12 protein-coding genes are annotated in these 14,935 nt (G+C 60.2%); 7 read left to right on the top strand and 5 right to left on the bottom strand.

Annotated elements, in window-relative coordinates:
* Window positions 1-22: 22 nt before the first annotated feature.
* From tssL to BcanWU425_RS16860, 5 genes are read right to left on the bottom strand one after another with little or no spacing between them, the layout of a single operon-like run.
* Window positions 23-1,549, bottom strand: coding sequence for a type VI secretion system protein TssL, long form (gene tssL / locus BcanWU425_RS16880; RefSeq protein WP_026233411.1), 1,527 nt, complete (start codon window positions 1,547-1,549; stop codon window positions 23-25).
* Window positions 1,546-2,883: a type VI secretion system baseplate subunit TssK gene (gene tssK, locus BcanWU425_RS16875; protein ID WP_018457628.1), complete on the bottom strand. Its 1,338-nt coding sequence runs from the start codon at window positions 2,881-2,883 to the stop codon at window positions 1,546-1,548. The genes tssL and tssK overlap by 4 nt, the downstream gene beginning before the upstream one ends.
* Window positions 2,884-2,931: 48 nt before the next feature.
* Entirely contained in the window at window positions 2,932-4,302 is a 1,371-nt protein-coding gene (gene tagH, locus BcanWU425_RS16870; RefSeq protein WP_162496519.1) for a type VI secretion system-associated FHA domain protein TagH, read from the bottom strand.
* Between the two features lie 12 nt (window positions 4,303-4,314).
* Complete coding sequence (locus tag BcanWU425_RS16865; protein ID WP_204511550.1) at window positions 4,315-4,878, bottom strand: DUF6931 family protein; 564 nt, start codon at window positions 4,876-4,878, stop codon at window positions 4,315-4,317.
* Window positions 4,879-4,883: 5 nt separating this feature from the next.
* Window positions 4,884-6,752, bottom strand: a complete 1,869-nt coding sequence (locus tag BcanWU425_RS16860; protein WP_204511551.1) for a type VI secretion system Vgr family protein — start codon at window positions 6,750-6,752, stop codon at window positions 4,884-4,886.
* Window positions 6,753-7,100: 348 nt separating this feature from the next.
* Here BcanWU425_RS16860 and BcanWU425_RS16855 point away from each other — a divergent pair, with 348 nt between their 5' ends.
* The 7 genes from BcanWU425_RS16855 to tssG all read left to right on the top strand — a co-directional run bounded on the left by BcanWU425_RS16855 (window position 7,101) and on the right by tssG (window position 14,848).
* Window positions 7,101-8,414 carry a type VI secretion system protein TssA gene (locus BcanWU425_RS16855; protein WP_204513952.1) on the top strand — a complete coding sequence of 438 codons (1,314 nt, stop codon included), beginning with the start codon at window positions 7,101-7,103 and terminating at the stop codon, window positions 8,412-8,414.
* Between the two features lie 124 nt (window positions 8,415-8,538).
* Window positions 8,539-9,066 carry a type VI secretion system contractile sheath small subunit gene (tssB, locus tag BcanWU425_RS16850; protein WP_204511552.1) on the top strand — a complete coding sequence of 176 codons (528 nt, stop codon included), beginning with the start codon at window positions 8,539-8,541 and terminating at the stop codon, window positions 9,064-9,066.
* A gap of 16 nt (window positions 9,067-9,082) precedes the next feature.
* Window positions 9,083-10,585 (top strand): type VI secretion system contractile sheath large subunit, encoded by a 1,503-nt coding sequence (tssC, locus tag BcanWU425_RS16845; RefSeq protein ID WP_204511553.1) that lies wholly within the window; start codon window positions 9,083-9,085, stop codon window positions 10,583-10,585.
* A gap of 49 nt (window positions 10,586-10,634) precedes the next feature.
* On the top strand, window positions 10,635-11,120 hold the full coding sequence (locus BcanWU425_RS16840) for an Hcp family type VI secretion system effector (protein ID WP_018457635.1): 486 nt from the start codon (window positions 10,635-10,637) through the stop codon (window positions 11,118-11,120).
* 182 nt (window positions 11,121-11,302) lie between these two features.
* A complete protein-coding gene (tssE, locus tag BcanWU425_RS16835; RefSeq protein ID WP_026233415.1) occupies window positions 11,303-11,851 on the top strand; it encodes a type VI secretion system baseplate subunit TssE in 549 nt (182 codons plus the stop codon).
* A gap of 1 nt (window position 11,852) precedes the next feature.
* Window positions 11,853-13,820 (top strand): type VI secretion system baseplate subunit TssF, encoded by a 1,968-nt coding sequence (gene tssF / locus BcanWU425_RS16830; RefSeq protein ID WP_018457637.1) that lies wholly within the window; start codon window positions 11,853-11,855, stop codon window positions 13,818-13,820.
* Window positions 13,784-14,848, top strand: coding sequence for a type VI secretion system baseplate subunit TssG (gene tssG / locus BcanWU425_RS16825; RefSeq protein WP_018457638.1), 1,065 nt, complete (start codon window positions 13,784-13,786; stop codon window positions 14,846-14,848). The genes tssF and tssG overlap by 37 nt, the downstream gene beginning before the upstream one ends.
* The last annotated feature ends 87 nt before the right edge of the window (window positions 14,849-14,935 follow it).

Below are 14,935 nucleotides of genomic sequence, written 5' to 3'. Positions count from 1 at the left end.
CACCTGATCCGGCGGTGTGTGCCTATTCGCTGCGTTCGATAAAGATCTCGACGCGCCGGTTCTTGGCACGTCCCTCGGGCGTTGTGTTGCTGGCAATCGGCGCATCTGCTCCTTTGCCCTCGACGTCGACGCGCGAACCATCGTTCAAGCCAGGTTTCAGTGCCGCGGCAACCGCCTTGGCGCGCTCGACCGACAACTCGAAATTGGTCGGGAAGCGGACTGTGCGGATCGGCGAACTGTCAGTATGGCCGACGACCCGGATCCGTCCCGGCTCCTTGTCGAGGGTTGCTGCGACGCGGAGAGCGATCGGCTTAAAGCCGTCGAGGATGGTCGCTTGGCCCGACGCAAACAAGGCCAGGTCGCAGACCCTGATCACGATGAAGCTGGGGGTCTGGTCCGCCGTCATGGCGCAGGCGGTGTTCTCCTTCGCGAGCGCATTGCGGATGCGTTGCAACTGGGTAATGCGATCCGGCGGCGGCGGAGGCGGCGGCGGTGGGGGTGGTGCAACGACCTGACGCTTGAGTTCGATCGGACCGGCCGGATGGAGCGCGAGCGCCACCTCAGCAGCATTCTCTGCCCGTCCAGCGAGGAGCGTCCGCAGAACGAAATAGGACCCGGTCAGCAGCGCGGCGACCACGGCTGCCACGAGCCAAACCGGAACACGCAGACGCTGCCGGCGCCCCGCCAGCGCCTGCCCGCGCCAGTTGGGCGACAGGTCGCTCATCGTTTTCGGTCTAACCCGGCGCAGCAATTCATAGAGGTTGCGCTGGATCAGTTGCAGGTTCGCAAGTCCGCCCCCTGACGTCCGGTGGATGCCCTGAAAACCAAGCGCAAGGCAGGCGTGCTGAAGTTCGAGGACCGGATAGTTGACCAGTGGATCAACCTTCAAATGGTCGAGGATCTCAAAGAAACGGACGCCGCCGACACGCTCGCCGAAGAACCGGCTCAGCATCGAATATTGCGTCCAGACGTGACGCTCTTCGGTTGGGATGTGCTGCACGATATCGTCAGCAGTGGCACACAGGATGTATTTTGCTGTGTTGGCCTGGTGCTCGGAAATGCCCGCTGAACGGATGTCCTTCTCAAAGAATTTGATCGCGTCTGCGACCTGCTCCATCAGGCTGGCGAATGACGCTCGCATGAGCGCCACACGCAACCGACCGAGCAGTTGCAGCAACGGGCCCGCAGCGCGCATCACCGGATTGGCATTTGGCGCGACCAGATCGTCAACGCGCAACGGCGGCCCTGGCGGCATCAAGGGTTGCGGCACCTGGCCTTGCGCGGGTGTCGAGATCCATTCCTCGGCTGGATGGCTGGCCGGCGCGGAGGCGTAGTTCGAGCCCTGTGGAACGGGCGAAAAGGATGGTGGTGGGGCCGGCGTGCCGGGAGAGGGTACGGGTGATGGCGAATAGGCTGGGCGTGCTGCGGGCCCCCCACCCGGCGGAGGTTGAGAGATCGGCGCCGGCGGCAACTTCCCGCCGGGGTTGGGACGGATGATCGTCCGTTCGCCCCGCCCGAAAGGATTGACCGGCTTGTCCTTGTCGCTCATGGCCTGTCTTCCAGGATAGCCCAAAGATACAGCTCAAGCTCGGGCCAGTCGCCGGAAAAATGCATTCCGATCGACGCAGCCGTACTGAACTCGGGCCACAGCGGTGACTTGCGGTCGAGATAGAAATAGACGTGATCCGTGATGGCCCGGATATGCGGCGGCGGCGTCGGCAAATGCGCCAACGTGAGGCCCGGCAGGTTTGCGTGCACGATCTCGTTCATCTTTGTGTTCGGCCCGACCTTGAACAGGTGCGGGAAATCGTTCTGGATCTCCACAAGCGGCCGCCGTGCGGCAACTTCCAGCACCAGGGTCGCATTTCGGAATAGCGCTCGATCGCGGATCGGCGATACGAACGCATTCTGTGCGCGCTCGATGATCTCCAGGCGGATCGCCCGCCGACCCAGCCGCGCGCTCAAGAAGTCCTGGATGTCGCTCACCAAGGGTGTGAAGACGTTCTCGAGATCGTCGTGATTGTACGCCGGATAGTTGCGCGCCCGCCGTTCCGCCGTGGAAAACGTCGCAAGTTCACCCGCGAACCTCAGCAATTCCTCGTACAGGCGCTCCGGGTGAACGCTGCCGGAGCGCTGGAAATGAGTCAGCACGGGAATGGTACGGTTCAGCACTTGCAGGACCAGATAGTCGACGCTCTGCAACCCACCACCGGATGACGGATCGACGGCGTAACGCGCCAACTCGTCGAGTTTAGTCTCAACCCAGCCGATGATGCGGTTGAGCCAGCCATCGATGATCGGATGCGCGGCGCAGACCAGCATCGGCGGCACGAACTTGTCGTCGAACAGGATGTTCTTGTCGCGCACCTCCAGAATGCGCGCGATGCCCAGGCCCATGTATCCGGGCTTGCTCGTCTTGCGCAGTTCGAAAGACAGGCGCGGATAAGCGATGTCGATCTCTTCCTCGATGCGGAGCGCCGAGGTCGAGTCGATGAAGGTTTCCGAAGTGCGAACATAACGACTGGCGCTGTCGGTGCGGTCCTCGTCGACCTCGCGGGTGTTTGGCGCCGCGACCGGCATCATCAGCCAGACGATCTGGCCTGCAGCCGTCTCCGGCACCTCGATCGATTCGGGTATTGGGCTGTCCGCAGGGATATCGAACGGCGTACCGTCCGGCATGAGGCCGGACGCACTGCGCACCGCGAATTTGCTCTGTTCGGTAAGATCCCTATCGATCTCTAGCTCGGCAAAGCCCCAAGGGTATGGTGTCGTGTAGCGAACGCGCTTTTCCAGCAAGTGTTCGATGTAGCGGTCGTTCTGCTGCAGATGATGCGGCCGCAGAAACAAACCTTCCGACCAGAAGACCTTGCTGTACCAAGACATTCCTATATCCACTTAGAAATTGTAGGCAACCTCGTGGTCGCCGAGAGTTTACTTTGAGCCGGGCTTATCACCGCGGTCGTAATAGTTCGAGAAAAGCAACATAAAGGTTTCGATCGGCGCGTTGTTGTCGCGGCCAAGATGCGCTTTCCAGCGCGTCAAGAACTCGTCCCAGAGTTTGCCCTTGTTCGTGCCGAGCCAGGAGCTTGCGCCACGCTGAAGCTCGAGCTCGCGCGCCATCAGCGTCGGATCTATGCCCGCAATCAGCTCATGGACAGCGTGCTGCATAGCCATATAGGTTCTCAACTGATGTGACTTGAGATCACTGAAGCCCTGTGCAAAGGCGCGCTGTGCATCGAGATAGCTGCGTGTCGGCGGCCCAAAGAGAATGCGCATCGCTTCCTCCGAGGTCGGCGAGAATTTCAGCGGATTGTTTTCGAGAGCTTGGACGGTGGTCTGGCTGGTGCTACGGGTCAGCTGCTTGGCTTGGGTTCGCGCTTGCAGCAGCGCCATCAGATTGTCCACGGTCATACGCAAGATGATGCCAAGCTGTTCGGCGAGTTCGGCATCGGACTTGCTGGCGAAGAAAAATTCCGGCAATCCTGCAGCGCGCGCCACCAGTCGCGCGAACTCGGTACCACCGACTGGCTTGGCCGCGACAGGTCGCTCGTCTGCTGCTTGCGCCGTCTCGACCTGCGGGTGCGATGGCGACGTTGGCGGCTGGGCAGCGGCTGGTTCATCATCGATCCAAACCGACGGCCGGCGTGGAGTCGGCATGGCTTGCGGGCGCTCGACTTGCGGTTTCGGCGCGGTGACCGGACCGGCTGCCCAGTTCATGTCATCGTCCTGCACGGACGGTTGGGACGGAGACGTCGGCGATGACCATCGAAATGGGTCTACACCCGGCGCCGGCACGCTCGCTGCCCAATCAAGGAACCCCGGATTGACGGGCCGCGCCGCCTCGCGTGGCTTCTTCAACAGTTGCGGATCGATCGGCGGCGGAACGTCACGATCGGCCGTCCAAAGCTCTCCGTAATCCGCATGCTGCTGGACCGAGGGTTCGTGCAGTTGCGCCGCTTGATTTGGGATACGCCCGCCAGCCTCATCCTCCAGCGAAACTCCGATGATGTAGTGGCCGATCGTGAGCCGATCGCCGTCGCGCAAGCGGTGCGGCCCCCGCATGCGCTGGTCGGCACCATTGAGAAAGGTGCCGTTGGTCGAGACGTCGTGCAGCCAATAGCCACCGTCGCGAAAGTGCACCTCGCAATGCTTTCCGGAAATAGTCCGCGCCGGATCCGGCAGCGTCCAGTCGAGGTGACGGTCCCGGCCAATATCGACCGAACGCCTGCCGGTGACCGTAAACGTCACAGGTCCGCCGTCCGGAAGATTCGGTTCGTTCTCGATATTAAAGCGAAGCACCATCACATCGTCTCGTTAGCGCGGAGGGCGCGGTTCGCCGCGTGCCAATTGAATACCATCCTCCAGGCACGACGTCATTATCTGGTCCCGGAAGTCACCAGGGAGCTGGCAGAGGCCAATCAGCAGTGCTGTACGCACCGCCCGTGCGGCCTGATCTGGCTTGGCTTCCACGGGCGCAAATTCCGGGGGAACCACGCTTCCGCCGGACCAGCCGGCCGCCAGCGCCAGCCACGTTGCCGGCTGCTCAGGATCGTTGGCATTGCCGACAGCCAGCGCCTTGTTCCGGGACTGCTCGTCCGGTTGCCGGACCCAGGTCTCCACAATATTGAGCGACCTGCTATCGCTGGCATCGAAATGATCGAACATCCGTCGCAGAGAGCGACATCCCCAGCCAATTGCCACACGCCTTGGAAGTAGGTATGCACAATAAGACACGGCCGCGTGCCAATTGCACGCGTCGGCGGCCTCCTGAAGGAAATCCAGCGAAGGCTTGTCAGCGTCGGCTCTGCCGACATCATAGCGCGCCAACGGATAGGCCTGAAACAGATCCTGTACCGTTCCGAATCGAACCTGCCCCATGATCGTCAGCCGACAAGAGTTGGAGTGCCGTGAGCGACCAGCGGACCGCCGGCAGCAAGCGCCATGCCGGCCTGCGCTGTCATGGCGATCGTCGGCGCGTTGATGACGATGCCCGCCGGGGTCAGGATAATCTGGCTGGGACCAACCTGCAGGGTGATATTGGCGTTGGCCGTGAGCGTGATGCTGATGCCCGCATTGACAGACTGGTCCATGGCCAGCGTGATGTGTTGACCGCCCAATTCGATGTCGAGTTTGTCATTGCCTTTCTTGAGCGTGGTCTTGCGGGTATCGCCGCCGAATGCAGCTTCGCCGATGGTCCGTGTCTCGGTGTCCCGGACCGTCACGTCATGGTCCTTCTCGGCATGCACCGTGATCTTCTCGGACCCCTTCTTGTCCTCGAAGCTCCACTCGTTGAAGCCGCCGCCACCTTTGGTGGAGTCCGACTTCAAGCCGCCAATCGTCTTTTTCGACGGCAGATCGTAAGGCAGCTTGTATTCGTCGTTGTACACGGTGCCGATCACCAGGGGCCGGTCCGGATCCCCTTCCAGGAATTCGACAACGACTTCCTGCCCGACGCGTGGGATAATCTGACCGCCCCAGCGCTTGCCAGACCAAACCTGGGCGACGCGCAACCGGCACGACCGCTTCTTCTTGCGATCCCAGAAAAAGCGGACATAGATTTCGCCGAGCGACTCGACGTCGATTTCCTCGCTCGAATTGTCGTCTTTGGTCACTACCTTGGCAGTCTGGATGCCATTGATCCTTGGCTTCGGCGTCGTCATTGGCGCTCGAAACGGCCGATCGCTCGGCAGAAACTCGTAGCTGCCGAAATAGACGTGTTGCCCGGCGTCGCTCCGACCTCCGGTGCGATAAGATTCGATCGAGAACGAGTGCGTGGCTCGCACCACGAGATATTCCACGTTCTGCGAATCCTTGGAGTGCTTTTCAAGCTTCGTTAACCCACCGGGGAACAGGTTGACGGCGTCGCCGTTGCCGCGGCGCCTTCGGTCCATTGCCTGCTCGGCCTGGAGCTGGATCTTCGCGTAGCGCTCGCCGTCGGATTTTTCCTTGAACTTCCCTGGATAGTCGTAAAACTCCATCTCCGACCGGGTGTAGTGCTCGGAGCCCTTGGCGTCGCTGATCATCTGCGCGTTGGGCTTTTGATAGTTGTAGTCGTTAAGCTCGATCTTGCCGGTTCGAAACCGGCGCTCCGAGACCCATTCGTAGATATGCTGCTCGCCTCGACGATCTGCCCCCGTTAACGGGATATAGGGAATCGTAGCAAGACCGTTGATCGGGCTATGCGACGATTTGGAATCCGCCAACACCAGCGTATGTTTGCCGCCCTCGTGCTTGAAGAAGTAGTAGATGCCGTGCTGTTCCATCAGCCGGCACACGAAATTCATGTCAGTCTCGCGGTACTGAACGCAATATTCGAGCTTCGGACAGGACCCCTCTTCGGTCAGTTTGGATTCATAATCGGTGAAGCCGCGTTCGTTGAATACCTCCTTGATAATGTCGGGCGCTTTCTTGTCCTGAAAGATCCGGCAATCGGTGGTCCGCGACAACAGCCAAAACCAGGGCCTCAGCACGATCCGGTAGCTAAAATAGTCGTTCCTTACCCCGAGCCACTGGGCCTCCGTCAGAATGCCACTGAACTCGCGCTCCTTTTCATGCAGCTTTATGGTCAGCGTGCATTGCTGACCGATGGCTCGGTCGAAGTCGAGGTCGGCATCCTCACTGAGACACTCTATGCGATACTCGAACAGTTCGCTGAGACCTTCCGAGCCCTCGAATCCGGCAAAAACCAGAACGTCTTTGCCAAGAGGCGTCTTGAGTTCGCAGAGGCGGGTATCCTGAGTAAGCTGGCCCATGTGGGCTTAAACTCCCTCCTTCGATCGAATGACCCGCTGCAAAGAGCTGATCAGACGTATGCAAGATCCGCGGAAATCCTGCCCCGCCAATTGGCAGTACCGGCAAGTCCGCCCCGGGGCTGGCCTCCTGACGTTTCACGACAGCCGTCCAAAGAACCACCCTGGCCATCAAGTAGTCGGCTCCAAGAGCTTGCCGGTTCACGAGAAAATGGCATGATCTTCGGGAATGAACCAAGATCAGCAGGCATCTGACCCATAGGTATAGAATCGGATCATGCGCCCCGCGCGATCCCTTAGTCGTCACGGCTCGGCAGCGGGGCCGTGACCGAGCAGATGGACGATCCTCGCATGCTTGATGTCGCCTCCCTGACGCTGCCCATTACCGCTGACGATCCCTGCGGACCGGATCTCGACGCCATCGGAGACGTCCAATATCTGAACTTCTTCGCAGGTGCGGAATCCCTGCTGCCAATGTCGTTCTTCGAGGTCGTCAATGCCAATGGGGAGCGTGGACGCTTCGATCCAAAGGCAGTCGATTTTGCCGGCCAATTTGCCGCTGCACAGCCCCTCCTGGCGCGTACCCGCGATCTGCGCCTAAACCTGCTGCTCGCGAAGTTTTCAATCCTCAACCGCGATCTCGACGGCTTTCTTAACTGCCTGAGGGCGACCAACTTGCTGCTGCGCGAGCAGTGGGAAGCAGTACATCCGAGGGGCGAGAACGGCGACTACGCGCTTCGGGCCGTCACGGTCGAAGCAATCGACGTGTTTCCGACCGTGATCAACCCGCTCCAGTTCCTCCCCCTGATCGAGAACCGCAGACACGGCAACCTCAACTACCGTGCCTATCAAATCGCGCAAGGCGAAATTCCCGCCGGCGATGCCGACGCCGACGGGCTCGATCTCGCGACCATCGAGCGCATCGTCAGCGAGACGGATCTCGATACTCTCAAGGCAATCAGCGCGCGGTGCTCCGCGGTCGCTGCTGAAATCGCAGGTATCAAGGCGACCTGGCGTGAGAAGATGAATTCGGGGCAACCTATCAGCCTCGACAGGCTCTCCGGCTTGGTTGACGGCATGGCTGCCTGGCTTGCGGGTCTTGTCGCATTGCGTGATCCGGTGGCGATTGCCGCAACTGCGGAAGATGCCGGTCCCGTCGATACGCAGGTGCCGTTGGACGCAACCACGATGTTTGCTTCATCTGCACAGGCGTCCGCAGCGCTCGGCGCAGCGGCCGCCTATTTTGCCCGAATGGAACCATCCAACCCGGCGCTCTTGCTGGTACGTCAAGCGCAGGAGATGGTCGGCAAATCATTTATTGAAGTGATGCGGATGCTGGTGCCGTCCCACGTGGAGAGCGCTGCCATCAACATCGGGCGGGACAAAGTCTTCGACCTGCCGATCGAACGGATGGCGGAGCTCGCGACCCCGCTCTCATCAACGACCGATGAGAGCGCCCAAGATATTGTTTTTTCGGTGGAAAATAGAGCGCAGGCGTTGGGTCTGCTGACGAAGGTGGCGTCGTTTTTCCGAACCGCGGAGCCGTCCAGCCCGATCCCCTTTTTGGTCGATCGCGCGCGCGACCTCGCACAGCGGGATTTCCTCAGCCTTCTGAATGATGTCCTTCCTGAGGGCGCTCTCAAGACAATCGACAAATCGTATTGAACCACCTTTCTCTCGAAGGCACTAACTGGACATAAGAATGTTTTGCCGACCGCAAGTTGAGACGCCTTAGTCAATCTGCGTCGTGCAATTTGGCTTCTGATGCGATTTCGCAGGGAGGGGAACCATGGCTACTGACAGCGGTCAAAAATTCATTCGACGAAACCGCGCACCACGCGTGCACATAACATACGAGGATCCTTACGATGCCGAGCGGCTGATCGAGCTGCCGTTCGTCATGGGCGTCCTCTCCGACCTCTCCGGCAACAACCCCGGCATCGAGAAGTCGAAGGTCGAGGAGCGTAAGTTCCTCGAGTTCGATATGGACAATTTCGACAACCGCATGGCCGCAATCCAGCCCGGCGTGACGGCGCGCGTCGCCAATCGCCTCAGCGATGGTTCCGACGAAAAGATCTCGGTCAACTTGCGCTTCAACAAGATGGCAGACTTCACTCCGGTGGCAGTCGCCCGCCAGGTGCCGGCCACCGCCAAGCTGCTCGAGGCACGCGAACAACTCGCCAACCTGCTGCGCTACATGGACGGCAAGGTGGCCGCCGAGGACCAGCTGAAAAAACTTCTCGCCGATCCTCAACTGATGGCAGCGCTGCGGGAACGCGCGACAAGCCGGTCGAGCGAACCTGGCACCGAGAGCTAAGGAAGGAATGGGGACCATGGCAAAAGAAGCTGTTCACACAGAGAGCCCTACCCAAGTCAAAACCGTCGAAGCTGATGAGTTTACCAGCCTGCTAAAGCAAAGCTTCAAACCGCGCACTGAACGTGCAGCGACCGAAGTCGAAAACGCCGTATCCACGCTCGTTCAAGAGGCGTTGAAGGACACAAGCGTCATAAAGTCGGACGTCCTCGACACCATCGAGGAGATGATCGCGCGGATCGACCAGAAGCTGACCGCGCAAATGAACGAGATTCTTCATACACCTGAGTTCCAGGCAATCGAAAGTGCGTGGCGCGGTCTCCACTACCTCGTCTTCAATTCCGAGACCGACGCCAACCTGAAAATCCGGGTGATGAACGTCTCAAAGAACGAGCTGTATCGAAATCTGCGGCTTTATCCCGATGCACGCTGGGACCAGAGCCCCCTTTTCAAGCAGATCTATGAGTATGAATTCGGCCAGCTGGGTGGCGAGCCTTTCGGCTGCCTGATCGGCGACTATTATTTCAGTCACCTCCCCACCGATGTGCAACTGCTCCGCGATCTCAGCAAGATCGCAGGCGCCGCACACGCCCCCTTCTTCAGCGGCGCCGAGCCGACGCTGATGGGAATGGACTCTTGGACCGAGCTGTCCAACCCTCGGGACATCGGCAAGGTGTTCGACACGCCGGAATATGCCGCATGGAAGGGACTGCGCGATCAGGACGACTCGCGCTATCTCGGCCTGTGCATGCCGCGCGCGCTCGGCCGCCTCCCCTACGGCGCGAAATCGGAGCCCGTGGAAGAGTTCGCCTTCGAAGAGGAGACGGACGGACACACCGGCGACAAATACGGCTGGATCAACGCCGCCTACGCAATGGCCGTCAACATCAACCGCGCCTTCAAGGAGTTTGGCTGGTGCACGCGCATCCGCGGTGTGCAGTCCGGCGGTGAAGTTATCAACCTGCCGACGCACACGTTCCCGACCGATGACGGCGGCGTCGACCTGAAATGCCCGACCGAGATCGCCATCAGCGATCGCCGTGAGCACGAACTTGCGAAGGCGGGCCTCATCCCGCTGATCCATCGCAAGAACACCGACAAGGCGGCGTTCATCGGCGCTCAGTCGCTCTACAAGCCGAAGAAGTATTTCGGCGAGAAAGGCGTGGATGCCACCGCCTCTGATAACCTGTCGTCACGACTGCCCTACATGTTCGCTGTGTCTCGCTTTGCGCACTATCTGAAGTGCATGGTTCGCGACAAGATCGGATCCATGAAGGAGAAGGATGAGCTGACGGTCTGGCTGCAGACCTGGATCAACGAGTACGTTGATGCCAATCCAGCCCTGTCGTCAGAAGCTCAGAAGGCGCGCAAGCCGCTGGCCGCTGCGAAGGTAGAGGTCATAGCAAACGAGGAGAACCCGGGATATTACAACGCGCGCTTCTTTCTTCGTCCACACTTTCAGTTGGAGGCGATGGACGTCGGCCTCAGTCTGGTTTCGCGCCTTCCCGGCCCCGGCTCCTGACGCCGCAGCATCGCAACCGTAACATGCAGAAATTTGAAAGGACTATGCTATGGCTGTCGACATTTTCCTGAAACTCGATCCGATTAAGGGCGAGTCGCTGGACGACAAGCACAAGGACGAAATCGATATTTTGAGCTGGTCTTTCGGCGAGAGCCAGTCAGGCACTTTCCACAGCGGTTCGGGCGGCGGTGCCGGTAAGGTCAGCATCCAGGACCTGCACTTCACGCACTTCGTCGACAAGGCCACGCCGGAGCTTTTCAAAGTCTGTGCGAACGGCAAGCACATCGATACGGCGATCCTCACGGTGCGCAAGGCGGGTGAAAATCCGCTGGAGTATCTCAAGATCGAGATGAAGCACATTCTGGTCACGAGTGTATCGACGGGCGGATCGCACGGCGAAGATCGCCTCACTGAAAACGTGAGTCTGAATTTCGCCAAGGTCAAGATGACGTACAAGACCCAGACGGAAAAAGGCGGCGCTGGAGCGGCGCCGGTGTTTGGCTGGGACGTTCCCGCCAACAAGGAATGGGCCTGATCGTCGGCTTCTGCTTGGCGTTGGTTGCGATTAGCTGAGCCGGCGCCGCACGGTGCGATTGCGTTGACGTCTCGGCGGGAGCGGTTACGAGCACGACCGCCTGCCGAGGCGACAACCACCCTGGAGACCAGCTGATGCTCCGCGAAAGCGGCATAGCGGGCCCGGCATCTTGGGGAAGGTAAATGACCATTACTCCAAAGAGGGATCGTCTCTCTCCCCCGCTAATGCTGGCCTTTCGCTTGGCTCATGAAGCTCGCGATGCGCGCAAGAAGCTCAATTTGCGCGATGAATTCGGTGAACGGGTCATTGCCGGACGGCGTAGCGCCGGCCGCTTTCCCATCTCGGAAACGCTGTTGCGGCGGGAAATCTCTCATGACCTTGAAGCCCTTCTCAATACCATTGCTCTGGAATCGACTTTGGATCTGAGCGACCGGGATTGCGTCCGGAGATCGATCTTGAACTACGGCTTCCCCGATATCGCCCACCGCTCGATCGACGAGGTTACGGACGACGAACTCACCGACGCGTTGCGCGAGACGCTAGCGACCTACGAACCCAGACTCGACCGCAAGACGATTCGGGTTCGTCGCGACGGCTCGGTCGGCCCTGAGCAGCTGAAGCTGCGCTTCATCGTTCACGCCGACCTCAAAGCTGAGCCGCTCAACGTCCCCGTGGAATTTGTCGCCGACGTCGATCTCGACAGCGGCGACATCCAGATCAATCGACTTTAGCATGAATCGCGAATTCCTCGATTTCTACAATCGTGAACTGTCATTGCTGTACGAGCAGGCGGGAGATTTCGCCGAAGAATATCCAGGTATCGCAGAGCGCCTCGGCGGCCTGATCCGAGACCGCTCGGACCCGATGATCACGGGACTGCTGGAAGGCGCTGCCTTTCTTGCCGCCCGCGTTCAACTCAAGCTCAAGCACGAGTTCCCGGAATTCACTGCAAACCTGCTCGAGCAACTGGTACCGAACTATCTTGCGCCGACACCTTCGGCCATGCTGGTGACCGCACGGCCACCCTATGCCGACCCGGCGCTGCGTGACGGCAGGAAGATCGCGCGCGGCGCCTATTTCGACGCGACCTATCGCGAGAGAGAGCGAAGTCTTTCCTGCCGGTTTCGACTTTGCCGCGACATCGTGCTCTGGCCATTTGACGTCACAAGCGCCGAGTATTTCTCGACGGCGGGCGCTCTGCAGGCGCTTGGTATCCCAATCGACAGTGACGTCATCGCGGGGCTGAGGCTATCGTTGACCCATCGTAGTGCGGCCCGGCTCGAGGACGAGCCGCCGGACGCGGAGGCTCGGACCAAGCCGGAAACGTGGTTCGCAGGCTGCCGCGTGAGCGAGCTTCCGATCTACCTGTCCGGTGCGGAATCCGACGCCATCGCGCTTTACGAGCAGTTGATCTCGAATTGCAGGGGGGTCTACTTCCGGCATCTCGACGACTTTGGCGATCCGGTGGTGACTCGTGCCCCCCATGACAGCGTGCAACAAATTGGTTTCGACGAGAATGAGTCTCTATTTCCTAACGATAACCGGATCTTTCGTGGCTCGGAATTGCTGCGTGAATACTTCATGTTTCCACGCAAGTTCCTCGGCATTACCCTCACCGGACTTCGCGGCGTGATGTCACGGCTGCGCAGCAAATCGATCGATATTGTCTTCGCATTCGATGAACACAGTTCACGATTGGCCGCCTCGGTGCGCCCCGAGACGTTCAGGCTCTATACCGCGCCGGCGATCAATCTGTTCGAGAAGACGAGTGACCGTATTCCGGTCAAGTCGAATACGCACGAGTACCATGTGGTGCCAGATCGCAGCCGCTATCTGGAATACGAACCGCACCAGGTGCTCGAAGTCTACGCACACCTTCCGGCAGAGAAGGATAAGCGCCCCGTGCGCCCGCTATATTCGGCCGCCGTCGACCGGAGCGGCGGGTCGGCCGACAGGCTTTATTTCACTGTGCGCCGCTTGCCGCGGCGCCGCACAGTGGAAGAAAAGACATACGGCGCCTCCTCAGACTACACCGGGACGGACATGTTCCTGTCACTGCTCGAGCCCGGTGAATTGAGCGGCAAAGGCTCTGTCGCCGAACTGAGCGTTCGGGCTCTCTGCTCCAATCGCCATCTCACGGAGCACTTGCCGGTCGGCCAGGGCGGCGCCGATTTTCGTTTGCTGGACGACACATCTCTTGATCTGATGTGCGTCGCTGGTCCGACGCCGCCGCGCGAGCCGGTGGTGGCCCAATTGCGCAGCCGCAGCGAAATCGTCAACAGCGGCGTTGTCAGCTGGCGGCTCATCAACATGCTCAGCCTCAACTATCTTGGGCTCGTCGAGCGCGGTGGCGGCAAGAACGCCGGAGCGCTGCGCGAGATGCTGTCCTTGTTCGCCGACCAATTCGACGACGCCACGGAACGCAAGATCCGCGGCGTGCGCAGCATAGAAAGCCGCCCCATCGTGCGACGCGTGCGTGAGCGCACCGGCAGCGGCGCAGCACGTGGCTTGGAGATTATCGTCACACTCGACGAGAAGGCATTTGAGGGCAGCGGCGTGTTCTTGCTCGGGGCGATCCTGGAACGCTTCTTTGCCGACTATTCCGGCTTCAACACCTTCACCCAGACGGTCATCTCGACGCCGGAGCGCGGCGAGATCATGCGATGGCCGCCGCGCATGGGCACGCGGAGACCGCTATGACCCTGATCGACCAGATGAAGGCCGAGCCCTGGCGTTTCGATTTCTTCCATACGTTACGCCAGTTCGAGCGCGCCAACCCGGATCGACCGCGGATCGGTGACAGTGCCGCGCGCCGCGACGAATATGTCGACCTCGGCCAAGTGCCTTATCTGGAGTTTCCCGCCTCGAATCTCGCGGCCGTGGACGACCAGAGTGGCCGGCTCAGGATACTCGTCAAATTTCTCGGCCTCCTGGGCCCGCAGGGCGCCCTGCCCATTGCCACCACCGACGAAAGCCTCAGCTGGTGGCTGATGCGGGATGACGCTTTCCCGCGCTTTCTCGATCTGTTTAACGGGCGCTTCCTGCAACTCTTCTTTCGTGCCTGGGCCGACGCGCGCCCGATCGCGCAGCACGACCGCCCGGCGGACGATCGCTTCATTGCCTATGTCGGCTCCTTCGCCGGCTTGGGCACCGATGTTTTCGCCGATCGCGATACCGTTCCGGACATGGCGAAGCTCAGCTTCGCTGGACTGGTCGCGCCAAGGGCGAAGTGTGCATCACGGTTGACGCGATTCCTGCAAGGACTGTTCGAGGTCAAAGTCGAGATCGACGAATTCGTCGGCACTTGGCTCTCGTTCGACCCAAGTCACTGCAGCCGGCTCGGCGGAACGCATGCGAGGCTCGGTCAGGACGCCCTTCTGGGCTCGCGCGTGTTCAGCGTCGAGGACAAGATCAGAGTTCGGGTCTTTGTCAGAACATTTGCTCAGTACGAACAATTCCTGCCGACCGAAACACCCAACCTGTCGGAGCCACTGGCCGACGCCGTTTTCTTCTATGTCGGCGACGAATTGGAATGGGAGGTAGAGCTCGCCATTCCTGCCGGAGAGGTTGTACCGGTCAGGCTCGGACAAAGTGGTCGACTTGGATGGACTTCTTGGGTCTCGCCGAACTGGGCCTCCACAGAAGAATATCGCCGCGATGCCCGCTTTCAGCTCGGGGAGCGATTGAGATCCCGCCGGAGCGCCGCAGCCAATGCCACGGCGATTTGAACCTATCCATAGTGCTGATCGCCTAATGCTATGGAATTTGAAGCCAATTCCGCATGATGACAAGCATCCGCGGAGGAGTTGAGCAGG

This window comes from Bradyrhizobium sp. WU425 (assembly GCF_021052305.1).
GTDB classification, from domain to species: Bacteria; Pseudomonadota; Alphaproteobacteria; order Rhizobiales; family Xanthobacteraceae; genus Bradyrhizobium; species Bradyrhizobium canariense_D.
Note: the sequence above shows the minus strand (reverse complement) of the source record. Positions and strands in the feature narration are given on the sequence as shown.

Excerpts from the sequence above, each read along its gene's own strand:
- tssC (WP_204511553.1), top strand. The coding sequence starts at position 9,083 with ATGGCAAAAGAAGCTGTTCACACAGAGAGCCCTACCCAAGTCAAAACC.
- BcanWU425_RS16865 (WP_204511550.1), bottom strand. The coding sequence starts at position 4,878 with ATGGGGCAGGTTCGATTCGGAACGGTACAGGATCTGTTTCAGGCCTAT.
- tssK (WP_018457628.1), bottom strand. The coding sequence starts at position 2,883 with ATGTCTTGGTACAGCAAGGTCTTCTGGTCGGAAGGTTTGTTTCTGCGG.
- BcanWU425_RS16860 (WP_204511551.1), bottom strand. The coding sequence starts at position 6,752 with ATGGGCCAGCTTACTCAGGATACCCGCCTCTGCGAACTCAAGACGCCT.
- tagH (WP_162496519.1), bottom strand. The coding sequence starts at position 4,302 with ATGGTGCTTCGCTTTAATATCGAGAACGAACCGAATCTTCCGGACGGC.
- BcanWU425_RS16840 (WP_018457635.1), top strand. The coding sequence starts at position 10,635 with ATGGCTGTCGACATTTTCCTGAAACTCGATCCGATTAAGGGCGAGTCG.
- tssG (WP_018457638.1), top strand. The coding sequence starts at position 13,784 with ATGGCCGCCGCGCATGGGCACGCGGAGACCGCTATGACCCTGATCGAC.
- tssF (WP_018457637.1), top strand. The coding sequence starts at position 11,853 with ATGAATCGCGAATTCCTCGATTTCTACAATCGTGAACTGTCATTGCTG.
- tssE (WP_026233415.1), top strand. The coding sequence starts at position 11,303 with ATGACCATTACTCCAAAGAGGGATCGTCTCTCTCCCCCGCTAATGCTG.
- tssL (WP_026233411.1), bottom strand. The coding sequence starts at position 1,549 with ATGAGCGACAAGGACAAGCCGGTCAATCCTTTCGGGCGGGGCGAACGG.
- tssB (WP_204511552.1), top strand. The coding sequence starts at position 8,539 with ATGGCTACTGACAGCGGTCAAAAATTCATTCGACGAAACCGCGCACCA.
- BcanWU425_RS16855 (WP_204513952.1), top strand. The coding sequence starts at position 7,101 with ATGCTTGATGTCGCCTCCCTGACGCTGCCCATTACCGCTGACGATCCC.